The sequence below is a fragment of the Chitinophaga chungangae genome (assembly GCF_017742215.1).
Taxonomy (GTDB): domain Bacteria; phylum Bacteroidota; class Bacteroidia; order Chitinophagales; family Chitinophagaceae; genus Chitinophaga; species Chitinophaga chungangae.
On record NZ_JAGHKP010000003.1, the window covers coordinates 510,063 to 536,471 of the forward strand.

Here is a 26,409-nt window from a genome sequence, read left to right on the forward strand (position 1 = left end):
ATGGCATTTAAAGCAACGCTGCAACTGGGCAGCAAGGAATATGACGTACTGCAATGCAGCTTTTCGCTCAACCGCGATGTGGACGCCAAAGGCCGTCCTTCATCCGGCGTTTACGGGGGAACTATCCATGTTGAAGTGGAATCGACCGAGGATACTTCCGTGATCGAGTCGATGGTGAACAGCCAGTTCAAGCCCTTCTCCGGCAAGGTCATCATCAAAAAAACCGATGAAGACGCGAAAATGAAGGAGCTGTTTTTCAGTAACGGTTATATCATTCAATATAACGAAGGCATCAACGTGGTGGGCAATCACCCGATGACCCTCAGTTTCGTGATCTCCGCGCAAAGCCTCAAACTGGGCAATGCGGAGCATGTGAACGACTGGCCGAAATAGTCATTACCCGTAACACTTATCAGCGGTGTGTTGCCTTTTCCGGGCAGCACACCCTTTTCCTTCGGAACAATGAAGAAGAAAAAACATATTTCAACCACTGTTCAACCCAAAAGCAGGCCGAAGATCAAAGCGAAGGCGCGTGCAAAGGCCGCGGTGCCGTCCACGCCGTCTGACCTGGAATATCTCAACCTGTTCGATACCTGCGTGATCACCGCCGAAAAGGTGGCGCAGGTAGATAAAGTGATCGATGAAAAAGTGCTTGCCAACCGCGTGCGGTACGAGCAGATCGCCCGACTTGTGCAGGGGCCGACCGTGAACTTCGGTCTTCCCGGCATCGCGCCGGCAGCCAGTGCGCCCGTGTTCCAGCCATTGCGGTATGCGAGAAGCTTTGTTGGCGCGGAGGATATACAGGCGCCAGACCTGTCGTTTCAGCCGTTCCGTTTGCCGGGGCTTTCCGGCCTGGGCAATTCCGCCAAAAGGAGTAATCCTTTTGCACTCGGTTTCAGCAATGCGCCGCCCGATTTTTTATCGCTTACTTCCGGCCGCATCCCGTGGTTTTTTATCGCATGCGTACATTACCTGGAGTGCAGCTTCAACTTTAACAAACATCTTCATAACGGCGACCCGCTCACCGGTTACACCGTGCAGGTGCCGTCGGGGAGGCCGAAAGTGGGGCATCCGCCGCCGTTCACTTTTGAAGAAAGCGCGGTGGACGCGTTGCGTTTTATGAACTTCGACAAGGTGCGGCAATGGATACTGCCGCTGATCCTCCGCAAACTGGAGGCTTATAACGGCTTCGGGTATTTTAAATATAAAAAGATCAATACGCCTTATCTCTGGAGTTTTTCCAATCACTACACGAAAGGAAAATATGTGAAAGACGGGAAGTACGACCCGGAAGCGGTTTCCCAGCAAATGGGCGCCGCCGTGGTGCTCAAACGGATGGAAGAGAGAGGCCTGATCTATATTCCAAGGTTCTGAATATGATACGATCGCGTTTATACATTACATTGATATGCTGCGGCCTGTATACCGGCACGCAGGCCTGTCACAATTCACGCCCGCCGCAGGGCAGTTCCGCCGTTGCCGAAAAGAGCCCGCAGTCCGCAGTCGCCGCTGTGCAAATGTCAGCAACGGATTCGTCCGGCGGAACACAGTCTTCGGCGAATACGGCAATTGCACAATCATCGGCCACCGGCACGCCGTCTCCCCCGGGCAGCGGGCAGCCTGCGCCGGGTAGCGCAACGTCCTCCACAAGCAGCGTAACTCCCGCAACGCAGTCGGTCTCCCCGGTAAAACTGCCGTCCACCGACCCGGACGAGCAGCAGTTCCGCAGTTTTTTCACCGCTTTTCAGAAAGCCGTGCAGCAGAACAATCCCGGGCAACTGGTGAACCTGCTGTATTTCCCGCTCCAAACCGCGCAGCAGTGGACGAACCAGGACCTGAAAGACATGAACATCGACAGGGAATCCGGGAAGGTAAGCCGGCAGGAGTTCAACAGTTACCGGGAAAATATCTTTAACCGGGATGTGCTTCGTTTGTTGCCCAAAGCCAGGGAAAACCAGCTGTCCGAGATCGACGCCTCCAGCCCCGAAGATTATTACAAAGCGTTGCGGAAGTGTACGGACAAAGCCTCGAAAATGTATGAAGTATACATGCAATACCCGGAAACGAACGGGAATGCCGAAAATTATTTCGCCTTCGTTTTCGGCCGCGTGAAAGGCCGGTACAAGGTGATCGGCTACTATGCCAAATGGCCTGTAAAAGGCTGATCTTTTACAATCAAGCAAAAGTGTTAACCGATGGAAGGAAAACTGAATGTACAGATCAATATAGAGGATACGCCAATCCTTCATTTTTCATCCTTTACGCTGGAACAGCGGTTCAACGCGCATCATTATTTTGAGCTGCGTTTTAATCACGATGAAATGGGCGCGCCCGGCATTATTTCGCTGGATAAGTCGCGCAGTTTTATGGGCAAAAGCATCAACGTGCAATTCGGGAATGTGCCCGGGAAAGAGCAGCTTTTTACCGGCAAGGTAACGCGGGTGGAGCTTTCCCAAAGTCATGGCTATCACGGCACGCTGATCGTGAGCGGGTACAGCCCCAGCATCCTGATCGACCGCGGGCCTGACCTGGGTTCGTATCTCAATAAAGACCTGGCATCCGTGATACGCAAAGCCACGGAAGACGCGCCGGAGAACGATCTGAACATCCAGCTCAACCCCTCCCGGAAAGAACCGGTGGATTACCTGATCCAGTACCGCGAAAGCGATTACGAGTTCCTGAACCGTCTCTCGGCGGAATATCACGAATGGTTTTATTACGACGGCGTGAAATTGCATTTCGGCAAGCCGGACGAACAGGAGGAAGTGAAACTGGTCTACGGCCGCGATCTGCACAGTCTCCAGTATGCCATGCAGGTGGCGCCGCTGAAAAGCCGCAAATTCGCCTACAACCCGAAGGAAGACCAGCTTTTTAAATCCGAAGCCAAAGCGGCCCCCGGCGGTCAGCCCGACCTGGCGCATGCCGTGAACGCATCCAACGAGCTTTACAGCAAGATCTACTCGCAACCGCTGCAGGTGCGCATCGATTCGAAAAAGGAGATCGATACCTACGTGCAGAACGAAGAGAAATCCCATATGGCAGACCTGTTGCAGGTTACGGCCAGCGGCGACAATCCCGAGGTAGGCCTGGGCAAGATCGTAGATGTGAGCATGAGCGTAAAAGAAGCGCTGAGCTTTACGGTGCAGCAGCTGGGCCGTTTCCTGGTAACGGGCGTGTATCATCACCTGGACGGCGTAGGGCATTATTATCACACATTCGAAGCCATCCTCGCCGATTCGGAGAAGGTGCCCGTAAGGGAATACGATAAGCCGCTGGCGGACATGCAGCTCGCCATGGTGGAAGATAATGAAGACCCGAAAGGGCAGGGGCGGGTGAAAGTGAAATTCAAATGGGAATGCAACTGCAACGACGCCAGCGAATGGCTGCGGGTGGTATCGCCTAATGCGGGCAGCTCCGAGAAAGTGAGCAAAAACAGGGGCTTCACCTTTGTGCCCGAAAAGGGCGACCAGGTAGTTGTAGCTTTTGAAGAAGGCAACATCGCCCGGCCGATCGTGCTGGGCAGTGTATACCACGGCAACAACGGCAGCGGCGGCGGGGCGTCCAATTCGGTCAAAAGCCTCAGTACGCGCAGCGGCTCCACCGTTACGCTGGACGACAGCAATGGCAGCGTGACCGTGAAAGACCCCAGCGGCAACGTGCTCACCATGCACGGAGACGGCTCCGTTACGCTGGACGCGCCGCAGAAGTTCACGATCAATACAAAAGATTTTATCGTCAATTCCAGCAATAGTATCGCCATCAATGCGCAGCCCGGCGAGCAGGGCGGGGGCGAAGGGACCATCGTCTTCAGCGCTAAAAAGAGCATTTCCGGCACCGCGGATACGGAAAACATTTCCCTGACGGCCACCGCCAAAGATGTGGAGATCAATTCATCTGCCGGTTTGTGCAAGCTGGATTCCAAAGAAATGACGTTCACCGCGACGGAAAAATTCACGGCCAGCGGCGGCACCATCGCCAACATTTTTGCGAACGAAGTGGAGATCAATCAATGTTAGGCGGTATGGAATTTAATCTCGACAGGCCGTCGCCCGGCTCCTACGTACATTATCACATCACCAGCGCCAACAGAACGGCGATCGGCTCGCATATGATGCAGTTCGTACAGCACAAGCTCGTGAAACTGCGGGCGCTGGAGCGGAATGAAACGGAACTGGTGCTGGAATACACGCTGGTGGCGCAACAAATGGAAGGCACCGTTCGCATACACGATTGGGCGGCGGATATGGACGAGCTGCAATCGCCGCTGGAACTGGTGCTGGACAACAACGGCCGGCTGAAAGACATCCGGAATTTTTCCACGCTGCATCAGAAATGGACAGGTTTTTTCGCTGCGCGGATGCAAAAAAAATATAAACACCTCAAAGAAAGCGCGGATAACATGATCGCCGAAACGGACAAGCTGTTGAAAGACAAGGCGCGTTTCCTGCGGGCGTTTGAAGGGTACAGCGCCTGGCGGTTCTTTTTCCAGGACAATTACGCGGAAAAAAAGCCGCTGGTACGGGCGCCGTTTGTGCTGAAAACGTATTTCGGCGCGATAGACCTGCCGCTGCTGATGGAATCCCGCTGGAAGGAGGAATATGAACTGCACCGGCACCGCTACAGTCTTGAAAACAGGGCCCTGCTGGATGCCGCGCGGTTCGACCGCAAATCGTTTGCGCGGATGCTGAAAGACCTGACGGGCGTGTTTAATATCAACGCATCGCTGGAGGCCGACCTGGAAGAGCATTATGAATATAACGGGGAACATTGGCTGACGAAGGCGGAGCTGTTCCTCGAAACAAAAGTATCCGACTGGTACAGCATCGTGGCCGCGCACACGCTGGCGCAGGTGCCGGAAAACGAGGCGCTTCAGCCCGAAAAGTTGTTCCAGGCCGAAGCGGCCGCCTGACCGGTCAAAATTTGTAAAACATGGGCTCGAAAAAATATATTCCTGCAAACAGCTGGCTCACCTGCGACAAAGGCAGTGCTCCCTCGCGCCTGGCAGTGACCCATCACAACAATACCCGCATCTACGGGGAGAACCTCGCAAGCGAAATGGACATGGTGCCCGGTGAAAATATTTTCCCCATGGGCTCCTGTTCGGTAACAGGGGGTTCCTGCAAACCCGATCCTATTTATTGGGACAAATGCAATGAAGGCGTAAAGGTGAACGGCTACAAACTCGTCTTTGAAGACGCCTGCCTGCTTTGTAAACAAGGCGGTAAAGTAAAGGTTGATTTTGATGCGCCCTCCGGTGGAGGAACGGGCGCCGATGCGTTGACCGGTTTGGGTTTCGGCATGAACAACGGGGCCAACTATCTCGGTCAGAATTTTGCCGGGGGCGCTCAAACGCTAAAAGACATAGAAAAAGAATATTTTCGGGGTAAGACGATAGACGAGATCGCCGCGAGCAAGGGAGATTTCAAACGCATGTACGGGGAAGAAAGAGTGAAGCTGGATTTGAAGGCGAAGGGATATGTGATCAATTCCACGGACATGGGCAGCGGCCAGAATGGCCTGGATATTGGTGCGAAAGACCCGAAAGGCACTACAGACATTGTTTCTGACGGAAAGTTCGCTACGCGCGGCGGGAAGCCGAAGCTGGCGGGCACCAAAAGAAGCGGCAAACAATTGGGCGATCAATGGTTGTCTAAAGGCCAGCATCATGGCACCAGCCGGGTGCAGCAATCGTTGCCGCCAGACGACGCCGCCCGCGTGCTGGACAAGGTGAACACCAATGATCCGTCATTGAAGCGGCTGGCCGCGGGAGTGGAACCCGATGGAAAAATTAACTATCACGAAGTGGACAATACCGGTAAGGTGGGGAACAAAGTAACGCTGGAACCGGCGAACGTGGTGAGAGGCAGCTCCAGGGCCGCGAATGCGATCAACGGCATTTCAACCAGCATCCAGGGCAACAAAGCCGTAAGCGCTGCAAATAATTTCCTGGTGCGGAACGCGTCCACCGTCAGCAAGGTGGGCAAGGTAGTGGGCCGGGGTGCCATTGTGGTGGGAATTGTGATGGAAGGGTACAATGTATATTCGGCTTACCAGGAGGAAGGGCATTTCGGGGAAAAAACGAAAGAAGCCACCGGTTCCGCGGTGGGGGCGCTCGGCGGGGCGCTGGTGGGCGCAAAGATCGGCGCTGCCGTGGGAGCGCTTGGAGGCCCGGTAGGGGTTATTGTTGGCGGTGTCGTCGGGGGCATCATCGGCGGCATTGCGGGTAGTAGTATCGGCGGCTGGATAGGAGGTTTGTTTTAAATAATTTATAAGATATGTTCAGAGATCATTTCAAAGACGAAAGGTATTTTCAGGAATCGACAAACAGGCTGAAAGCGACACTGGATGTTAAAAAGAAGGAATTGCTGGCAAAACCGCAGCCCTATTACATGGAATATTACGCCATGGCCGACGGGCTGGGCATCTATATTTCCTTGGCATATTCGCGCGGCGTACTGGTGAAAGACCTCGTTGCCCCCTGCAGGGAAATGCTGGATTTTTATACGCTTTGCATCAAGCCGGACGACGACTACTCAGACGGCGGCGGGCTGATCTATTCGCAGCTGCTGAGCATGGTTGCCATGGGCGTTCTGCTGGATACCAGGGATGCGCTGGAACGGCTGGGCAATAAGCTCGCCGGGGTAGGGTATCATGATTATCTCATGAGTTTCCTGGTGCGTTACGCCATACCCGGTTACAAACAAACTGAGGAACTGCTTTGGCCGGAAGACGCGGGCTGTTTAAAGTTGAAGGAAATAACGCAATCGAACAAAGCGGATGCCGCTGATGGTATGTATGAATATCTTCAGAAATTCTATTATACCCGGAACAACCTGGAAGATGAATATAATTCCCATAAAAAATCCGATAACACCTACATCGGCTACTGGAGCTTTGAAAGTGCGGCCATCGCCAAGGTGATGCAGCTGGACGATTCGAAGCTCAAAACGAGCCCGTATTATCCGTACGACATGCTCCACGGCGACCCGCCGGGCGCAACCGGCCCGGCAGACCTGCCGCCCGCACCCGGCGCCAAAGGCCCGGACGAGGAAAAGACCGCTAAAAAGAAATGGTGGCAATTCTAGCATTTAATATTCCGCCTGATACATGGGAAACCGATCATATCTTATCATTAATAAGCCTGGAAAACCGCAGGAGATCCTGTTTGAAGGAAATAATTCCCTCGCGCATTTCTGGCTGCTGCTACTCAGCGAAGCGGATATCGAAGGCATTCGCGGGAAATACCGCAAAGCCTACCAGCCCGGAAGCGAAGACGTTGAAACGGATACCGATATCAAGATAGATAAAGACACTGCGCTGGAAAATGCCGGCCGCAACCGGGATTACATCGCGCAGGCATACCCCGGTCTACTTCCGTATTACGACGAATGGACGGCCTATATCCGGCTCCAGCCCAGCGAAGACAATACGCTGCTCGTGGATCTTGTGCAGATAGCCGGCTTTTACAATAATCCTGACGAGTTCCTGGACAGTCTCGCGGGGTTTTACAGGAAAGTGGCGCAGCGCCAGGCCGTGTTCGAAAGCACATTGTCCGATACCACGGGATGGGATGGCACAAGCGATAAGGCTTTTGCTTCGATTTCAGCCGGTTACCGCGGCTTCCCGCAAGCCCGGGACTATCGCCCTCCGGGATCGGACGTAAAAACGCCCGGGAAGATCAAAGCGCTGAATTACGTTTGGGGCGCGATCAGCCTGCTGATGGTGGGCGGCCTGTTTTACCTGTTCTCGTTGTTCCCCCATTTCTGGCAGCATATTTTGATCGCTTTGTTATTCGCGCCCGTGATCTACATTAGCATCAAAGGTTTCCTGCTGGTGGAAAAGTGGGGCAACCAAATGCAGAAGGCCGAAGGGAAGCAGGTTTGAGCCGGCAGTCTCGTAGTTCCGTGCACGAAAGCCGTTTGGGCTCGATGCGTCAAAGCGTGCCCATTATTGGATAGGCCGTCTCAGGGGCTATTTGAGCCATTTCTCCCGATTGGCCCTGGCGGGGCAGGAGAACGACGCCTGCAAGGCATAGTAAGTAACCCTCGCCACAAGGAGAAGACAGAGCTTGGGTTGGATACGACTTTCCGCGATTATGGCCACGCGGTGGCCATTACTCATCAGGCTATCCATCGCTACAATCAGGTCAGGATACACATGAGTTGCGGACTGAGAACACCACAACAGGTGCATCAAGGTCAGATTCCGTATTATTGACCCCGCTGTAAAGCCATAACAGGATCAAAAAGTAACCTGTAACGCTTATGCAGGATAAACCTGCCATACTGTAAAGTTTTTTCAGTTGAAGACAATCCGGGATATTTTTACCGGTTTACTACGGTCCTGCTACGGTATCATTACGGAGGGAACGCTTTTACCCTACCGTAGCACTACGGAGGGAACGCTTTTACCCGGGAATATGCTTGTGGAGAGACCACCTTTGCCGGCAGCCAGTCACACCCCGTTAATGGTGCTGGCCCAATGAACATTGTAAACCGATAACGGGATTTCCTGACAAGCGGTGTTAACCTAAATCAGGGCAAGATCAACCCGTATGCATGCAGTTTCTGGCTGAAAATATCCATTTTCTATGCCAAGCCAGGCGCCCCAATATCCCTAAACTAAAAATTTCCGACCGTTTTCCTCCTCCCATCCGTCTAAACCCTAAAACACCATTATGAACATCCTGGAAAACAAAGTAGCAGTAGTATTCGCCGCCAGCGGAGACATTGCCGGGGCAATCGCCGGCGCTTTCGCGCAGCATGGCGCCAAAGTATACCTTTCCGCGCTCGATCCTGAACCTGTTAAGCAACTCGCGGCCCGCATACACGACGCCGGAGGCTGGGCCAAGGCCGCCAAAGTGAACGCCCTCAACGAAGAGGAGATCGACAAATACCTCGGAAAGATCGTTGCGGAGAACGGCCGGCTCGATATCGTTTTCAATGGCATCTGGCCCAAACTGTCGGAGAATGGTTCCGGTAAACCCGTTACCGAGATCGCCTACACGGAATTCCTGAACGCGATCGAAGTACCCTGCGGCTCGCAGTTCCTTACTTCCCGCATAGCGGCAAGATATATGATCAAAACCCAATCGCAGGGAACCGTGCTCACGCTCAGCGCCGGCGTATCCCGCATGAAATTGCCTTTCAAATCGGGCGTCGCCGCTGCCTGTACTGCTATCGAAGGACTTACCAGGGCCATGGCGGCAGAGCTCGGCCGCTTCGGCATTAAAGTGATCTGCCTGAACACCGGCGCTATCGCCGAAACGAAGATCATGCGGGAAACCGCCATAGCCACCGCTGCAAAACTCGGCATCCCGCTACCGGACTTCATCGCCCGCAGCAAAGAAGCCCTGCTGCTGCAAACCGGCCCTTCCCTCAAACAAATAGGCGAAGTGGCCGCCTTCCTCGTTTCGGAGAATGGCGTTACCTTTAACAGTCATATCGTAGACGCCGATTGCGGTAGAACGGACGTAATCTGATGACCATGGAAGAAGATGTATTAAAAAAAGCCATGCAGGGCGATATCAACGCTTTTCAGTCGCTGTTCGCGGAGTTTCAGCCGCAGCTGAAATCGTACCTCTACCGCTTGCTGGCAGACAGGAACGATGTGGATGATCTCACGCACGATACTTTCATCAAAGCATATACGTCAATCGGCACTTTTAAAGCCGATTCGTCGCTAAAAACCTGGGTGTTCCGCATCGGCACCCACCTCGCATACGATCACCTCGGGAAACGCAAACGCTGGCAGGCAGACAACCAAGAGCAAACCACTGCGTACATTTCCGCCAGCAGCAAAGCCCGCGAGGCCTTGCTGGACGTGCGGCAAAACTCCGTAGCCGGGGCTTTCGAGATTCGCGAGCATATCGATTTCTGCTTCACCTGCATGTCCAAATCGCTGCCCGTCGAAAACCAGGTGGCGCTGATCCTGAAAGATATTTACGATTTCTCCGTCCGGGAGATTGCCATGATCCTTGGCAAAACGCAGGGCGTGGTGAAACACCTGCTCAACGACGCGCGTAAAGACATGATGCAGATCTTCGATAACCGTTGCGCGCTGATCGGCAAAAACGGCGTGTGCCACCAATGCAGCGAGTTGAACGGTTTTTTTAATCCCCGGCTGGATCACCGGCAGGAACTGATGAAACTGGAACTGAGCAAAGGTTCCAAAAAATATAACCGCGAAGAATTGTTCGCGCTGCGAACGCTGCTCATAAAAACAATCGACCCGCTGAAGGCTTCCGGCACAGAGCTGCACGAGCTGGCCATGAAGCTGACGCGCGAAGCGATAGGGGAGAAATGAGCCGGATTCATTATATTTAATTAAGAATCCTTACCGTATGCGCCTTAACCTCCCCAATTCGCGCAGCATCATCGAAACCATCCTGGTGCTGTTATTGTTGCTGGCCCTGCTTTTTGCGTTGTACGACGTGTTAAAGGTGTTCTTCGGCGTTTTCACCTTCGCGCTGATCTTTTCCGTTTCCTTTGCCACGCCGTACGAAAGGCTTGCAAATGCCATGGGGCAAAGACGCAAACTCGCGTCTACGCTTTACGCCATCGTACTTATCATTATCGTTGCGCTGCCCGTGGTGTACATCGTGAGCGCAATGGGCAGACATATAAAAGACGTGATCCAGGCATATGCGGACATCCAGACCAAAGGTCTGCCGCCTTTACCGGAAACGCTCACGGGCCTGCCGTTTGTCGGCTCCGGTATGGAAGACTTCTGGAAACATCTCCAGGAAAACCCGCAGGAAGCGCTGATGGGCTACGAAACCCAGATACGGCTGGTGTTGCACCGCATCGTGACCGGCAGCGCCGGCGTGCTGGGTACTGCTTTGCAGTTCGTTCTTGGCATCGTCATCTCCGCGATCCTGCTGGCAGGCGGCGATAAAGTGATGCGCCCCGTCAAAACCACATTGCAGCATTTGCTCGGCCGCCGCGACGGCCTGTTGCTGCTGGATGCCGCCACGCACGCGATCAAAGGCGTTTCCATCGGTGTGATGGGCACGGCTTTCGTCGCCGCTTTTATTTCATGGATCGGGTTTGTGTTCGCGGGATTGCATTTTAAAATATTGCTGTGCGCGCTGGTGTTTTTCCTCGTGCTCATACAGGTCGGGCCGCTGCTGGTATGGCTGCCGCTGGTGATCATACTGGCGGTGGACGGGCATACCGGCACAGCGATCTTTGCCGCGATATACGGTTTGTTCGTGATGCTGATAGACGCAGTGCTCAAGCCCGTCCTGATCGCGAAAAGCGGCGGCAAGCTGCCTTTTCTCGTGCTGTTCATCGGCGTGGTGGGCGGCCTCGCGGCCTGGGGTTTTACCGGCATGTTCAAAGGCGCGATCATTCTCGCCCTCTTTTATACCCTGTTCAATTCCTGGCTCGAACGCCGGAGCATGACCATGAAACCCGCTGCGGAACCGGGCGCGGGGGAGTTTATATAAAGTATTTGTTTTGAAGAAGGCCCTCAAACGTATATTGATCTTCGTAACGGCCGGCATACTTTTATGTGCCGGTCTGTTCTATTATCTGATCACCTTCCGCTTCAAGGAAAGCCTAAGGTACGCGGTGAAAATGCAAACAAAAGGCCGGTACGAGTTCAATGCGGGCAGCGCCGAAATATCGCTCGATAAAAGGGCCATCAGGCTGAAAACATCTTCCGTGCGCTGTGTAAGCCCGGAAAACGATGCGTCTGCCTATCAGATCATCATCCCCGAACTGTATTTTTCCCTCGCGTCCTGGAAAAACCTGCTGCTTGACCGAAAAATGATCGTAGACAGCATGGCTTTTATCAACCCGCAGGTAAAAATGAACATCCGGCGGAAATCTTCAACCGGCACGCCGCGCGCGGCATTCAAAGGGTCGGACATCCTGCATATCCTGGAAAAGACGCTCACCCATTTCAACGCCCGTACCTTCAGCATGCGCGGCGCGTCTTACGATTATATCGTGCAAGACACTACCGTACTGCATGTGAACGATATCAACCTGTACGTTAAAAATTTTACCGGCGTCAATAATGCAGACGATCATCTTTTCGGGTCAGACAGGGTGGTGCTTTCACTCGGCCGCCAGCGTTGGGTGTTGCCGAAACGCAAGCAGGAATTGAGTTTTAACGCGCTGCGGTTCGACAGCAAAGGCCAGCGCCTGGAAGTGGACAGCATCGATTACCGGGAACACGATTCCGCAGGCAACCCCGGCCTGCATCTCCGGGCGGAACAGGTGTTTTTTAATTCCCGCCACCTGCCCGCCGTTTACCAGCACAACCGCCTGCTGATCGATACGCTCAACTGCCTGAACCCGGTGCTGACCGTGCCGCCCGGCAAACACGGCAAGCCCGGGCAGGATACGCTGCTGGCGGGCAGCCGCATGCCTTTCGGTTTTATGCAGGTAGGATTTATCAACGTCGTGAACGCGGACGTGCACCTGCAAGGCCGGCAGGCCGCCAGCCGAAACAGCAATCTCCGCATCTACAACCTGCGCGTAGACCCGAAAGTGCCGCGGCCGCTGACGATAGACAGCGTGAGGATGGACCTCCGGCAAATGGTATTTTATTCGCGGGACAGTCTTTACCAGATGCGCATTGACGAATTTAAAATACAGAAAGACGGCATCCTCTTTTCCGGCGTAACCTACAGCCCTACGGAAAAAAATCATGCAGACAAAACGGTGTCTGCCACCGCGCCCGCCCTGAAACTGAAAAACGTGGACTTTGAAGCGCTGATGCGCAAACATCTTAAAGCGGACGAAGCCGAATTGCTCGATCCCGTGATCACGCAGCACCGCCAGGCTATGAAGCCCGGTCGAAAAGCCGCGACAGCCTCGCCGCTGCGCCCGTCCAAAAACCTCGATATTTTTTACCAGACGCTGCATGGCATCCGGGAAATGGTGAACGTGGAACATTTCCGCTTACGGAACGGTGAGCTTGGCTACAAAGCCGGCGGCGAAAAAGGAACGGCGCTTTCGGTGAAAAAGATCAACGCGCATATTCTTTTGAATAAACTTTTCCTTAGCGATTCGCTCGTCGATATCAAACATTCCATTCCCGACCTGCGCGTCGGCAATCTGGAACTGACCGCGCGCGGCATGAAGATCCGGTCGGAAGATTACCGTTTCGATGGCGTGGGGCGCCGCAGCTGGAGCAAACGAACGGAAATACGACTTCCCAACGGCTCGATGCTGCTGGCGCAGAATGTTTATTGGGAAGTGTTCGATTGGGACGTGTACCAGCAAACGCGGGACATCCAGGTGGATTATTTCCGTGCGGGCAGCATATTGGTCGTTGCAAAAACGGACGGAAAAACAAAACATGAAAAACCACGCCGCGAACTGCCCGTCATCAGGGTGGGAAAACTGGAAGCGGGAGAGGCGCACGTATGGCAAACAACGCCCGATGGCAGGATGATCGTAAACGGCGGGGACCTGCTGATCGAACAACTGCGAACGGATCAACATTTTTTTACCTGGAGGTCTGTGCGGTTAAAGATTCACGGGATGCAGATGGTAAAACCCGGTTTTACGTTTGAAACCGGCGCCGGGCACATCACCACCAATGGAAGCAGCACCCTGGACAGTGTCGGGTTTGTTTCAACCGACCGGTCAATAAAGTTTTTCTCGCGGCAATGCAGGTTTCAGTTACCACTCCATTCCACCGGTTTCAGCAATTTGTATGTGCCCGGGCTGCAGGTAGATGGACCGGTCGTGCAATGGGTGATGAAACGGAAACCCGGCCCCGGTTCTCCGTTTAAAGGCATTCATCTGCCATTCGACCTGCAGGTCGATAAACTGCGCGTTAACGATGCCCGGGTGGCATTGTCTGCGGCGGGTGAAAAAGATACGCTGAAACTCGATACGCGCGCGCAGGTCGATATTGGGCAGATCCATGGAAATAAGAATGGTATTGCTTTTCAGCCCGCAAAGATAACGCTGCGGGAAAGCGTAGTACGCCGTGGGCAAATGATGCTGGGCTTGCCGTTTTTTGTGCTGGATGTGTCGAAGGGGAATGTCGGGGAAGAAATTGAATTTGCTCTGCAACAGCTGGCCTGGTCCGGCGGGGAATTGCGTTATAAGAAAGACAGCGCCGCCATTGCCGCTGAAAAGCTGCAAGGGTCGCTGGCGCCGCTTACCATCAGGTTTGGAAAAAATAATTCCTTTGACTGGAAAAAGCTGGTGCCGCTTTTATCGGTGAAAGGAGGAAAAGTTCATTTCAGTAACGGGAAAATGAATGCCGGCGCGGATAATTTTGCCTGGACGGATAACCGCTTCCTCTTACAGCATATTTTTATGCGCCCGCAACGCAGCCGCGACGAAACATTCAGCGCCGAAAAATGGCAACAGGATTATATCACCGTGGAAGAAGGAGAGCTGGGCATTTCAGGCTTCAACCCTTCACAAACAGGGCCGCTGTATATCCCGAAACTTTCGCTGGAACATCTGAAAATGACAGTATCGAGAGACAAACACATGCCTTTGCAGCACGGGATCGAAAAAGAAATGCCGACGAAGCTGGTATCGAAGATCGGCCTGCCATTCAAAGTGGATACCATCTCTATTTCCAACAGCACGATCGTTTACGCGGAACGCCCCGCCAAAACAGACCACTGGAACGAAATGCCGATAACGGACGTGCAGGGTGCCATCTTCCGCCTGGGCAACCGTTTCAACGGCGGCGATTCACTGCTGGTGATCGCATCCGGCAGGGTTTTCAACGGCAGCATACAACAACTCGTATACCGCGAATCCTACGGCGACAGTCTTTCCGGCTTCACCGCCAGCCTCCACATATCGCCCCTGAGCCTGCCCCAACTGGGCCGCCAGGCAATGCCGAAGGGAAATGTAAAGATCACGAAAGGAAAAATAGACACCGTGCTAAGCCGCTGGGATGGCAACAAATACGCGGCTTACGGCCAAATGCAGTTTTATTATCACGACCTGCGCCTGCGTATCGGCGATAAACGGCATCCCGGTAAATGGCGGCCGCTTCCCGCGCTGAAAACCGGTTTGGCCAACCTGCTGCTGCCTTCGCGGGTATCGCGCCCGTCTTTTATTTTCGCGGAGCGAAACCAGGAGAAGTTTATCTTCAATTATTGGATCGTCGTCCAGAAAAACGGCGTGATGTCGTCGCTCGGTTTGCGGCGCAACCGCGCTTACCGCAAGAAATATAACAAATACCGGCAGCAATATTCCCTTCCGCCACTGGCCGTTATTCCCTAAAAGTTATGGATATACGAAACCAGCACGCCGGCCTGTAAAGTGCGCCCGGGCGTAACGCCGGGATCGCCGAGCAGGAAATTGTCTTCGTTCGGGTGATCGAAGTTGATCGTTTGCGGATAATTATTCGTGCCCCCGTAAGTCAGCATCAGCCCGGTGCGCAGGTTGTAACGCTTTCGCCGCATGTTGGCGCCGAGCTGCATGTGGTAAAGGTCCCAGTTGGTGATGTAGATGTTATAACCTTCGGTTAGCGCCCGCCTGTTTTTGCGCGCATAAGAAAAATCCGTGCGCAGTGAAGCGAACAGCGTAAGATCTTCCGCTACGAGATAACTCGCCCCGATGCCGCAATTGATCACCGCGCTGCGTTCGTCCTTCAGCTGCAGAAATTCCGCGGACGTGGCATTGCTGCCCGTATCCGGCCGGATAAATGCCGCAGGCCTGGGTTGCAGCACGCTGTGGGCTTTGATGGCCGCGAAATATTCCGCAGCGACGTACAATTGTCCCTTCCGATGCATATACGTATAACCGGCGGCGATACTCAGCGGGTTTTTCCAGTGGCTGGGCAGTTTGGCCTGCCGGGAGCTGGCCAGCAGGTTGAGGCCGGCGGCGGGCGTAAGATACAGGTTGCTTATCTGCACGTTGGAGATGGCCGTGCCTTTGCCTGCAGTTTTCAGAACAGGTGTGGTGAATACCAGTCCCGCATGATGATTGCGGGCGATTTCCCAGGCCATGCCCAGTTTGGCCCGTAAACCCACCTGCCAGTAAGAAGCGGTATAGTCTTCGGAAACGGTAGTGATCGGCGCCAGCAGGGTATCTGGCCCGGCGGGATTCATCATGGCCCGGGCGATATAATCAACGGTGAACGATTGCCGCTGCACGACGCCTTCCGCCGTAATGCCCAGCGATAATTTTTTTCCGGCCCGCCAGCCTGCGCCCAGCTGTACGGCCGTTTGGTCTATCCGGTTGGCGGCCTTGTATTGACCGATGAAAGTTTCCGGCCCGGGACTGTACGAATTGTCCAGCACGTCCTGCACCACGTCTTTCTGCTGCGTAACACCGTAATCGATCACCGGGTTGTGCACGATGGCAAACGCAAGGGTGAAAGGCAGTTTCTTTTTAACAGGCACGGCGCGGGAAGCCACCATGGGAATAATGCTGGCTCCCTGCGATTTAAGGCGGAGGCCCGTTCCGATACCGTCAGGATAAACGAGGGACTGGTATTGGTAAATGGTACCGCTGATGGAAGTGGTGCTGGTAGCCGTGTTCACGAGCAATGCGGGATTGTAGAACATCACGCCGCTGTCCCGGTTCTGGGAGATCACCGAGCCAGGCATAAAGTAACCAGCAGGCCCGTAACTGGACGACCAGTAATTCGCGTCTTGCGCGGAAAGCCTTGCCGGCAGCAGGGTCAGGAGCAATGGTAGTAAGCAGGATATCCTCATAGGCGTTAACAAAAAATTGAACTGCTGTACGCCGGGGCTGGCGACAGTCATTTTCAATCTGACAAAAAATGTGAATAGAGACAGTTAGCACTCCGAATAATCGGAAGTGAAAGTGCCGTTGAGCGCGTATAGCGAATCGATCGCCACGTCCAGGTTTCCGTTCAGCTGCATCCAGTGTTTGTTGTCTTTTTCAAACACGGAAGTAATGATGCCGTTGGCGCGGGTAACGCCGTTGTCTTCATACAGGATGCTCGCTTCCTGTTTGTTTTGGTAGAGCTCCATTACTTTACCGTAGAAGCTGCCGCCGGGTGCGAGGGTTTCTCTGGTGTCCATGTCCTTATTTTTTTATAAAGGTAGGCATTTCCTGCGGCATGGATCAGTCTTCCAGGAGGGCGGCCACGAAGTGTTCGTAGGCTGTTACCGGATGTTACCTGCTGTTTAGTTTTAGGATTGCATAGGTGAAACGAATACGGCAAAAGAAGATAGCTTATAGCATGGCGGGATTTGCATCCCGATTCGATGGGAAGCGTCATTTTTTTATTAACTTGGCAGCTTTATTGATGAACCATAGACGAATATGAAAATGCATGAACCGACGGGCGCAAAAAATGAGCACGGCAGTCCCAGGGAGCAACGGGAACTTAAAGGCAGCAAAGCCATGTTTGTAAAACCTTTCCAGCATTAATTTTTCCATGAAAGCCGGCATCTTCCTCCACAGCACCGTACAGCTCGACAGCGATTTTTTTGCGAAAGCAAGCATCTTTATCGCGGAGCACAACGAAAAAGGCGCGATGGGTTTTGTGATCAACAGGCCGTTCCCGCGAAAACTGAACGAACTGGCCGAATTCAGCGGGGGCGTAGCTTTCCCGTTGTACGACGGCGGGCCTGTAGACCGGGAACATCTTTTTTTCCTGCACCGCCGCCCCGACCTGGTCGAAGGCGGAACGCCGGTGACCGGGGATATTCACCTGGGCGGGGATTTCAGCCAGGCCCTCGTGCATTTGAATAACAAAACCCTCGCGGAAAAAGATATCAGGCTGTTTATCGGGTATTGCGGCTGGGACGCAGGCGAGCTGGAAACGGAAATCGCGGAAGGCAGCTGGACGGCAACCGCGAACGGTAACCTGTTTTGATACGGGGTGGATAAAACCCAGTTTTGCATTATCTTGTAAGAATTGTTCAGGTTGCCGGCAGGTACACGCAGGCATCCGCTTTTTATATGAGGTGGATTAAACCCGGTTTTATATTATCTTTGTAAGACTGTTCAAGCTGCCAAGGCATATTCATTAGTACATACATAGACACGTAACCTCAATTCTCCCGGCTGCCGGGTAACCTCTGCCGGTCAGGGCATGTATCGCGTGGACATTCCATCCGGCCGCTCTTTAAAAAATACTGTATGTCAAAGCGACTGTTTTCCTGCGCGGTCCTGTTGTGTGTTTTGTCCATGGCAAATGCACAAACACGGTTAAGCGAAACCCTTCAGAATTACAACGGCGCACAGAAGCGTTTGCTGGCGAGAAACATCGGCCGGTTCCTGTACATGGTGCACCAGGGCGAGTGGGACCAGGACAGCTGCGTGTTATATACCTGCAGATATTACAGCTTCAGCCGCCAGTTTCCCTACGACGAAATGATCTACGACGCGGGTATCCGTGAAGAAATGAAATGGCTGGACCAAAGGCAGGCGCCCGCCGTGGCCGCCGCGGCAGACCGTTCGAACGGGGAGAAACGGGTGCGCCTCTTGCTGGAACTGGCTATTTATTACCTGCATCAACCCGGCGCCCGCCCCGCTCACCTGGACAGCACAGCTGCCTTCATCGCCGCGGCCCGCAAAACGCCGCTGCCGGCTCCCGAAACAGGAAAATGGCAAACGGAATGTGATGCCCTGGAAGGGGAATTGCGCTACCAGCAAGGAGATCAGGCGGGCAGCGTAAAATGTTTCACTTCCATCGTAAACAGCTTCGCAAAGCAGGAACGCAGCCAGCGGAAAGCCCAGGCGTTCCATGAGCTGGCGCTTCACTTACCGTTCACGGATTCCAACCGGGTGAAAAACCTGGAAAGGGCTTATGCGGATTACCGGCAGCTCGGACTGAAAGAAAACGCCATCGAGGTAATGTCCGATATCGTGACGGCCTATTTCGTCACCGACTGGAGAAAAGCCAAGGTCAAACTGGACGAAGTGCTCGCCCTGGAAAAAGCAGCCGGTTACCGGCATGTGATGGACACTTATTATGTAATGTCTTACATGAAGAATATCGCCGGCGATTTTATGGGCGGTATCGGTTATACAGACAGCTGCATGGCTAATATTGCGGGTACCGGCGATTCGCTGATCTACAGCCTGGCCTGTCACCGCATGGGTGATACCTACCGCTTTTTCGACGAAAACGAGCGTGCGCTTACGTATTATGAAAAGGGTATGTTAAGGCGGCATGTGGAACCGCAATTATTCTGGTACAAGAACTTTTTAAGCTGGTCGTATGTGATCGGCAACAGGTATACGCCGGAAGTAACCATCGCCACGGTCAAGAACATTGCAGCCAAATATCCGCCGCAATCCGAGCACGACAAATTGCAGCTGAACATAACGTTGGGGTTTCTCAACGAACAATTGGGCTACAACGACGAAGCGGAGAAATATTTCGGGCATGTGGCAGATGGCATCAAAAATTTTCCGGCTGAGCACAGCCACTCGGACCTTGCGTGGTACAACCTGCAGGCAGGGCGTTTTTATTTCGAACGAAAACAATATGCAAAAGCGCGGAGGTTCGTGGAAAAGTCGTTGCAGTACAGCCTCAATAAAGAATACACTTTCGTGCTCCGTTCCAGTTATGATTACCTCAGCCAGCTGGATTCCATCGACGGCAATTACAGCGGTGCGCTGGCGAATTACAAATTATACAAACTGTATTACGATTCAGCGCAGAATATGAACCAGCGTTTCAAAATGGAAGAGCTCGACATCCGGTACGAAACCGCGAAAAAAGACCAGGACATCATGCTGCTGAAACACGATGGATTGATGCGGGAATCGGCGCTGCAGCGGGCGGAGCAGACGAGGAACATCATACTGGCCGGGTTTGCGCTGCTGGCGGTGATCGCAGGGCTGTTGTACAACCAGTACCGCGTAAAAAAGAAGAACGCGCGCATCATCGAACAAAAAAACGTGGCGCTGGAACAGCTGGTGGACGAAAAACAATGGCTGCTCAAAGAAGTGCACCACCGCGTGAAGAACAGCCTGCAAACTATTGTGAGCCTTTTGGAACTGCAAACGGATTATCTCAGCAACGATCCGCTGGCCGCCATCCAGTCCAGCCAGAACAGGATCTTCGCCACGTCGCTGCTGCACCAGAAACTTTACCAGGCGGATAATATGTCGTCGGTGAACATGAGCGTTTATTTGCCGGAACTGGTATATTATCTCGAAGAAGCGTTCCAGACGCGCGGGCAGATCCATTTCCAGACCGAAGCGCAGCCCGTTGAGCTGGATATTTCCCAGGCCGTGCCTATCGGCATCATCATCAACGAAGTGGTCACCAATGCTATCAAACACGCGTTTCCGGGCAAAACCGGCCACAATACGATCAGCGTTTCCCTTTCCATGGCCGGTAAAGACACCGCGATGCTCGAAATAACCGACAACGGCAGAGGGCTTCCTCCCGCAGCCGGTATAAAGGAAGAAGGGTTGGGAATGAAGCTGGTGCGCGGTTTAACGGAAGACATCGACGGAACGGTGCGGATCGTTTCCGGCGGAGAAGGAACGGTGGCGACCATCCTTTTCAAACCAAGACCAGCACTTACGAAACATTACGCCGGGCAAGAACCGTCAATTAAGCAATATGAAGAAGAAGCTACTCATAGTTGAAGATGAATTTATCGAAGCCAAAAATCTTGAGCGCATCCTGTTGAAAGCGGGGTATAAAGTGTGCGGCACGGCGAAGTCTGTAACCGATGCGCTGGACATAGTCGCGGAAGAACAACCGGAGTTCGTGCTGATCGACATTTTTCTCAAAGGCCCGCAAACGGGCATCGACCTGGCGACGGCACTGAGGCAGCGGGATATACCCTTCCTGTTTATTTCCGCCAACTCCGATCCGGCTACGCTCGAAGCGGCCAAAAAAACGAGCCCATATGGTTTTCTCGTAAAACCTTTCCGCGAAAGAGACGTGCTGGTGATGCTGGAGATTGCCATCTACCAGCACGAGCACGGCCTCGAAGCCATGATGCGGAAACAGCCGCCTGCGCCGAAATCCGCTGCCATGGGGAACCCTGCCGGATCGGAAGCCATCTGTGGTATTGTCGGGAAAAACCCTTCGCTGCGGCAGGTGCTAGACCATGTGCGTATCGTGGGGCCTTCCGTTACGTCGGTATTGATCTTGGGCGAAAGCGGCACAGGAAAAGAAAGGATCGCCAGGGCGGTGCATGAGATGTCTCCCCGGAAAGACCGGCCTTTCGTTACCGTGAATTGCGCGGCGTTGCCGGCTACCCTGATCGAATCCATATTGTTCGGCCACGAAAAAGGCGCGTTCACCGGCGCGGCCAGCCGCATGATCGGGAAGTTCGAGCAAGCAGAAAAGGGCACGCTTTTTATGGACGAGATCGGCGAATTGCCCGTGAGCGCGCAGGTAAAATTATTGCGCGCCCTGCAGGAAAAGGAAATAGAGCGCATCGGCGGAAAAGAAACGCTGAAGCTCGACGTGCGTTTCATTGCAGCCACCAACCGCGATCTTGAAAAAGAAGTGGGAGCGGGCCGCTTCCGGCTCGATCTTTATTACCGGCTCAATGTATTTCCCATATACGTGCCTTCGCTGCGGGAGCGGAAAGATGATATTCTTTTGCTGGCGAAACATTTCATAGACGTGTTCTGCGCGCAGGAAGGCCGGGCGCCCTTTGCGCTGCCGCCGGAGCTGGGCCATATGCTCGAAACGTATCAGTGGCCGGGCAATATCCGGGAATTGGAGAACGTGATCAGGAGAATGGTATTGATAGGCCCCGGTGAAACCGATCCTTCGCTGTATTTCGGCGGGCATGCGCAGCCGCAAAAGCAGGTTGCGGCGGAACAGGCGCCTTCCGCCGAAGACGAGGAAATAAAAACCTGGCAGGCCTATGAGCGGGAATATATCCTGCGCGTGCTCAAAAAATGTAACGGGAAGATCAGCGGCAGCAACGGCGCCGCGCAGTTCCTCGGCCTTGCACCCAGCACGCTTGAATCGAAGATCAAAAGGCTGGGCATTAAAAAACATGATTACAACGGCACGGTGTAAGCCCGTACGCCTGCCGCCTGTTCCAGCAGGGGATGGTTCTGCGCGTTGAAACTAAGGCAATACAGCAACCCGAGCAGGTTCGCCCTTTCCACGTGCGCCAGGATGCCCGTATCGCCGGAAAAACAGGCGGTCACGGAAGCGATGTATTCGCTTACATCCTGCGAAGGCTCATGCACCAATACCGTCTCAGGCTGCCGCCGGCGGGCCGACGTCAGCGGCGCGGACCGCACAAATTCCTCCACGATATCTTTTTTCAGAACGAACAGCAAAAACGATGGCTGGTTCGAAAGGGCCTGGTATTTCACTAAAGTGTTCTGCCGCAGGAAAACGAGCTGGGGCGCTTTTGTTTCGAAAGCCGCCGATTCGTGATGAAAAATAAACCCGCCTTCCATGATCGCTACAATAATGTTCTCTTCCGGGCAAAGACTGCCCTCGTCCGCGATCTGCCGGTTGAAATAATAAATACCGCCCGCGCTTTCCCGCGTTTTGGTTTCGTTCCCTTTTCGTGAAATAAATTTTGTATCCATGCCAATATGTTTTGCGTGGTGTTTTCAAAGCACATGCCATGAGTAATGCCTTTCTGGTACAACGCTTTACATATTTACCGGCAAAAACATTTCATGAGGTTTCGGGAATGGCGCGAAATTATTCCCGTTATTTCGGGATATACATGAAAAAACCGGCGTACGCTTCATGAAGCATACGCCGGTTTGCAATATTAATGGTTGGTATTAGTTGCCGGAGCTGAGTGCGTAACGCAGGGTGACGCCATAGGTCCTGGGGTCGCCGAGCACGGCTGCGTAATGGCCCGCGTTGCCCGCTGCCACCAGCAATTGTTCGAAATAATCTTTGTCGAGCAGGTTACGTCCCCACACAAATACCGAAATGCCTTTTGCCGCGCGGAAGCCGAGCCTGCCATTGAGCAGCACGTATCCGTCTACGTTCAGGTAAAGAGAGGGAGAGGGGCTGGAAGAAAATTCAGAGCGGTAATAACCGTCCAGCGCGATGAAAAATCTTCCTCCCTGGCCGAGGAACTTGCCACCGGTAGATGCTTCGCCGCCCAGGCTGGCCGTCCATTTGGAGATGCCGGGCAACCTGCTGCCGGAGATATCTTTAAATGCGCTGGGGCCGCCGGTTTCTTCGAGCGGTACGGGCGCGTTTTTGAAGGATTTGTATTTCCCGTCGGTATACGCTACCGCGCCGAAGAGGGAGAAATTATTGCTGAACCGGATGTTGCCGTCCAGCTCCGCGCCGCGCACCTGCACCTTTTCAGCGTTCGCGAGGTAACCGCGGTTCACACCCAGTTCGGCGGACTGCACCTGCGTCTGGTAGTCGCGGATGTCCGTATTGTACACGGCCAGGTTAAGGGTGGAGGAAGCAGACGGGGTGGTTTTGATGCCCACTTCGTAGTGCTGTACATATTCCGGTTTGATCTCGGCGAGCTCCAGCATCGGTTTGCCGCTGGCGGTGGGAAGGCCGCCGAGGTTGAGACCAACCGGTTTGTAGCTGGTGGCGAAGGTTGCGTAGGTGTTGATGTTGTTATTCGCTTTGAAAGAGACGGTCAGCTGGCCGGAAAAATTCGTATCGTCTGTATTGACGTTAAACACCTGGTCGCTGTACACGAGAGCTTTTAATGCCAGCAGCGCGGGGTCGGTGGTTTCGAGGCCGCCGTATGTTTTACGGTTGAAGTCCACTTTTTTGTCGTCGTAATTATACCGGAGGCCGGGGAGCACGTGAAGACGGTCGGTGATGGCCCAGTCCAACTGGCCGAACACCGCCGCACTCAGCGTTTGCAGGCGGGAAGTGGTGCGGATGCCGTAGCCGTCCAGCAGGCCCGGCGTTTTCCATAATTCGCTCGTGGTGCTTTGAGAAAAACGCCATTGTGCGTCGCCGGATTCTTCCACATGATAGGGATCGGTTTTAAGGTCCTGCCCGATCACGAAAGCGCCGATCACGCCGCTTAATTTGGAAGAGAAGTTACCGGCGTACCGCACTTCCTGCGACCATTGCTGGTGTTTGGAAGTGGCCTGCGAAAGCGAGAGCACGGCGAGGCCGGTGAAATCGCGGTCGTTAGACGGGTCCCAGTTCCAGTAACGCCATGCGGAGGTGGCGGTTAAGGTGCCGTTACCGATCTTGGCGTCTACGTTCAACGATACGCCGCCCTGGTCGTTGCCGGAGCGCCAGGTGGTGTTATGGTCTATCAAACGGTCGAAGGGGTTGCGGCTGGGCAGCTGGTATTTGAGATCGGCGATGATGTTTTCAAACTGCCGGTAATCGGCGCGCTGGGTTTTTACCACGCCGGCAATTACCTGTGCATACCCTTCGGGGCGTTGCCTGGCCGCGTCGCCGATGAGCGTGATGCTCACTTTTTCGCTGGGGGTGAAGAGCAGCTGTGCGCGGCCGCCGATGTTGTTCAGGTCGTTCACGTATTTGAGCGAAGAAACGTTATAGAGCGTGCCGTCGCGTTGCGTGCCGGAAAACGAAATTTTCCCCGCGAGGTTTTTCGCGATCGGCCCGGTAATGGAGGCCTTTGCCTGGATGTAGCCGTAGTTGCCGAAGCTCACTTCCGCGGTGCCGCCTGGTGTGAAAGAGGGTTTGCGGGTGGTGATGTTGAGGGCGCCGGCCGTGGTGTTTTTGCCGAACAGGGTGCCTTGCGGGCCGCGCAGTACTTCTATCTGTTCAACGTCCACAAAATCGAACATAGTGGCTGCCGGGCGGGCATAATACACGCCGTCAAGGTAAAAACCCACGCCGGGGTCGATGCCGTCGTTGGTGAGACCGAAGGTGGAGCCCAGGCCGCGGATGTTCAGCGTAGTGTTGCGCGGGTTGGAAGAGTAGAGCTGAACGGTAGGGATCAGTTCTTTCACGCGGTTCACGTTAAACGCGCCCGCGTCTTCAATAGCGCCGCCGCGCACCACGGAAATAGCGATGGGTACGCTCTGGATCTTTTCGTTGCGGCGCCGTGCGGTAACAGACACTTCGTTGAGCTGGCGGTTGTCTACCGTCAGGATCACTTCCACCGAATTTTGATTTTCTTCCGTTACGATCACTTCTTTCGGCGCGAAACCGATGGAGGTAACGCCAAGAGTGAGCGGGAAGGGAGCGTAGGTCTGTAAGCTGAATTGTCCTTTGTTGTCTGCAATGGCGTGATTGGTAGAGCCTCTGAGGCTAATGGTAGCGCCTGGAACGGGGGACCCTTTTTCTCCTTTAACGACGCCGGTGATCACTTTTTGAGCGGACCCGGCAGTACCGAAGAGGAGTGTAAGGAGCAGAATGGGAAATACTCTTTTCATAATTGGTTGAATAATATATAGGTTATGATTCATTAGTCTACTTAGTCTACTGAATTAGTAGACAAATATAATTCGGGAATTCGGATTTTATCAAATTTTTTTAGGAAAGGGGAATAAATGTGTTGTACAGGGTTGCCGAACTGCGGGCAGACGGCGTTCCCGCGTGTACATATTTCAGTATCCCCACGGTTTTATTTTTTATATTGAGGGTATGGCGACTTTGAAAAACATCTTCCAGGCGGCGCTTATCGTGGCGGGCATGGCATCCGGTATAAAAAGCGGGGCGCAGCAGCCTTCGATATTCCTGGCCGATCCGACGGTTTTTGCGGACAACGGGAAATATTATCTGTATGGAACCAGCAGCAACCGGGGGTTTCTTTTTTATGAATCCACCGACCTGGAAACCTGGCATCAGCTGGAAGACAGCGCCCGGCGGTTTGCTTTAAAGCGCGGTGAATCGTTTGGCAACGGTGGTTTCTGGGCGCCGCAGGTTTTTAAGTATAAAGGCAGTTATTACATGGCCTATACTGCAGACGAGCAGATTGCGATCGCCAAAGCGGACAGTCCGGCCGGCCCGTTCAGGCAGAACAAACCCGTTGCGCTGAGCGGCAGCGGCAAACAGATCGACCCGTTCCTGTTCTTCGACGAAAGCGGCAAGGTGTATCTCTATCATGTAAAGCTGCAGAACGGCAACCGCATCTTTGTAACGGAAATGAAACCCGATCTGTCCGACGTGATCCCCGGCACGGAAAAAGAATGTATCGCCAGTACGGAAGGCTGGGAGAACACCGCCGCCGCGAAATGGCCGGTGGCGGAAGGCCCGACCGTTCTGAAACATAAAAACGTTTATTACCTCATCTATTCGTCCAACGATTTCCGCAACAAAGATTATGCGGTTGGGTACGCCACCTCAAGCTCTCCGGCCGGCCCCTGGAAAAAATATGCCGGCAACCCGGTCATCAGCCGTCATACGGTCGGGCACAACGGTTCCGGTCATGGTGACGTGTTCATCGATAAAAAAGGCAGGATGCGGTATGTGCTGCATACCCATCATTCGGACGATCGTGTATCGCCCCGCGCTACGGCGGTAACGGGGCTTCAATTCAAGCCGGTAAAAGGCGGGGAAGACGTGCTGGCGACGGACGGGAAGTTTGAATGGATGAAAGGTGAGGAATGATTATTGCGGTAAAGG

Annotated in this window: 20 protein-coding genes; 16 read left to right on the plus strand and 4 right to left on the minus strand. The window is 53.8% G+C overall.

The window, feature by feature from the left end:
- The 12 genes from tssD (at position 1) to J7I43_RS16500 (ending at position 15,218) form a co-directional block, all read left to right on the plus strand.
- Positions 1–393, plus strand: coding sequence for a type VI secretion system tube protein TssD (gene tssD / locus J7I43_RS16445; RefSeq protein ID WP_209146942.1), 393 nt, complete (start codon positions 1–3; stop codon positions 391–393).
- A 69-nt stretch (positions 394–462) separates the two neighbouring features.
- The gene (locus tag J7I43_RS16450; RefSeq protein ID WP_209146943.1) at positions 463–1,374 is read left to right on the plus strand and encodes a hypothetical protein; all 912 of its coding nucleotides are present in this window, start codon (positions 463–465) and stop codon (positions 1,372–1,374) included.
- A 2-nt stretch (positions 1,375–1,376) separates the two neighbouring features.
- Positions 1,377–2,165 carry a hypothetical protein gene (locus tag J7I43_RS16455; RefSeq protein ID WP_209146944.1) on the plus strand — a complete coding sequence of 263 codons (789 nt, stop codon included), beginning with the start codon at positions 1,377–1,379 and terminating at the stop codon, positions 2,163–2,165.
- A 30-nt stretch (positions 2,166–2,195) separates the two neighbouring features.
- Positions 2,196–4,016 carry a type VI secretion system Vgr family protein gene (locus tag J7I43_RS16460; RefSeq protein WP_209146945.1) on the plus strand — a complete coding sequence of 607 codons (1,821 nt, stop codon included), beginning with the start codon at positions 2,196–2,198 and terminating at the stop codon, positions 4,014–4,016.
- Between the two features lie 5 nt (positions 4,017–4,021).
- Positions 4,022–4,909, plus strand: a complete 888-nt coding sequence (locus J7I43_RS16465) for a hypothetical protein (RefSeq protein ID WP_209146946.1) — start codon at positions 4,022–4,024, stop codon at positions 4,907–4,909.
- A gap of 20 nt (positions 4,910–4,929) precedes the next feature.
- On the plus strand, positions 4,930–6,261 hold the full coding sequence (locus J7I43_RS16470) for a PAAR-like protein (RefSeq protein WP_209146947.1): 1,332 nt from the start codon (positions 4,930–4,932) through the stop codon (positions 6,259–6,261).
- Between the two features lie 14 nt (positions 6,262–6,275).
- Complete coding sequence (locus J7I43_RS16475; protein ID WP_209146948.1) at positions 6,276–7,085, plus strand: PoNe immunity protein domain-containing protein; 810 nt, start codon at positions 6,276–6,278, stop codon at positions 7,083–7,085.
- 22 nt (positions 7,086–7,107) lie between these two features.
- Positions 7,108–7,884 carry a hypothetical protein gene (locus tag J7I43_RS16480; RefSeq protein ID WP_209146949.1) on the plus strand — a complete coding sequence of 259 codons (777 nt, stop codon included), beginning with the start codon at positions 7,108–7,110 and terminating at the stop codon, positions 7,882–7,884.
- Between the two features lie 793 nt (positions 7,885–8,677).
- On the plus strand, positions 8,678–9,481 hold the full coding sequence (locus tag J7I43_RS16485) for an SDR family NAD(P)-dependent oxidoreductase (protein ID WP_209146950.1): 804 nt from the start codon (positions 8,678–8,680) through the stop codon (positions 9,479–9,481).
- 5 nt (positions 9,482–9,486) lie between these two features.
- Positions 9,487–10,305, plus strand: coding sequence for an RNA polymerase sigma factor (locus J7I43_RS16490; protein WP_209146951.1), 819 nt, complete (start codon positions 9,487–9,489; stop codon positions 10,303–10,305).
- A gap of 37 nt (positions 10,306–10,342) precedes the next feature.
- Positions 10,343–11,449 carry an AI-2E family transporter gene (locus tag J7I43_RS16495; RefSeq protein WP_209146952.1) on the plus strand — a complete coding sequence of 369 codons (1,107 nt, stop codon included), beginning with the start codon at positions 10,343–10,345 and terminating at the stop codon, positions 11,447–11,449.
- A gap of 10 nt (positions 11,450–11,459) precedes the next feature.
- Positions 11,460–15,218 carry a hypothetical protein gene (locus tag J7I43_RS16500; protein WP_209146953.1) on the plus strand — a complete coding sequence of 1,253 codons (3,759 nt, stop codon included), beginning with the start codon at positions 11,460–11,462 and terminating at the stop codon, positions 15,216–15,218.
- On the opposite strand, the gene J7I43_RS16505 is transcribed toward J7I43_RS16500, so the two are convergent.
- Together J7I43_RS16505 and J7I43_RS16510 are read right to left on the minus strand one after the other, a co-directional pair.
- Positions 15,215–16,657 (minus strand): hypothetical protein, encoded by a 1,443-nt coding sequence (locus J7I43_RS16505; protein ID WP_209146954.1) that lies wholly within the window; start codon positions 16,655–16,657, stop codon positions 15,215–15,217. The two genes, J7I43_RS16500 and J7I43_RS16505, sit on opposite strands and share 4 nt — an antisense overlap.
- An 84-nt stretch (positions 16,658–16,741) precedes the next feature.
- Complete coding sequence (locus tag J7I43_RS16510) at positions 16,742–16,990, minus strand: hypothetical protein (protein ID WP_209146955.1); 249 nt, start codon at positions 16,988–16,990, stop codon at positions 16,742–16,744.
- 359 nt (positions 16,991–17,349) lie between these two features.
- Between J7I43_RS16510 and J7I43_RS16515 the strand changes: the two genes are divergently transcribed.
- The 3 genes from J7I43_RS16515 to J7I43_RS16525 all read left to right on the plus strand — a co-directional run bounded on the left by J7I43_RS16515 (position 17,350) and on the right by J7I43_RS16525 (position 21,924).
- A complete protein-coding gene (locus J7I43_RS16515) occupies positions 17,350–17,790 on the plus strand; it encodes a YqgE/AlgH family protein (protein WP_209146956.1) in 441 nt (146 codons plus the stop codon).
- A 266-nt stretch (positions 17,791–18,056) separates the two neighbouring features.
- On the plus strand, positions 18,057–20,525 hold the full coding sequence (locus J7I43_RS16520) for a sensor histidine kinase (RefSeq protein ID WP_209146957.1): 2,469 nt from the start codon (positions 18,057–18,059) through the stop codon (positions 20,523–20,525).
- On the plus strand, positions 20,500–21,924 hold the full coding sequence (locus J7I43_RS16525) for a sigma-54-dependent transcriptional regulator (protein ID WP_209146958.1): 1,425 nt from the start codon (positions 20,500–20,502) through the stop codon (positions 21,922–21,924). The genes J7I43_RS16520 and J7I43_RS16525 overlap by 26 nt, the downstream gene beginning before the upstream one ends.
- On the opposite strand, the gene J7I43_RS16530 is transcribed toward J7I43_RS16525, so the two are convergent.
- Both J7I43_RS16530 and J7I43_RS16535 read right to left on the minus strand, forming a co-directional pair.
- On the minus strand, positions 21,906–22,451 hold the full coding sequence (locus J7I43_RS16530; RefSeq protein WP_209146959.1) for a hypothetical protein: 546 nt from the start codon (positions 22,449–22,451) through the stop codon (positions 21,906–21,908). The two genes, J7I43_RS16525 and J7I43_RS16530, sit on opposite strands and share 19 nt — an antisense overlap.
- 204 nt (positions 22,452–22,655) lie before the next feature.
- A complete protein-coding gene (locus J7I43_RS16535; RefSeq protein ID WP_209146960.1) occupies positions 22,656–25,217 on the minus strand; it encodes a TonB-dependent receptor in 2,562 nt (853 codons plus the stop codon).
- Between the two features lie 211 nt (positions 25,218–25,428).
- Here J7I43_RS16535 and J7I43_RS16540 point away from each other — a divergent pair, with 211 nt between their 5' ends.
- A complete protein-coding gene (locus J7I43_RS16540; RefSeq protein WP_209146961.1) occupies positions 25,429–26,394 on the plus strand; it encodes a glycoside hydrolase family 43 protein in 966 nt (321 codons plus the stop codon).
- The last annotated feature ends 15 nt before the right edge of the window (positions 26,395–26,409 follow it).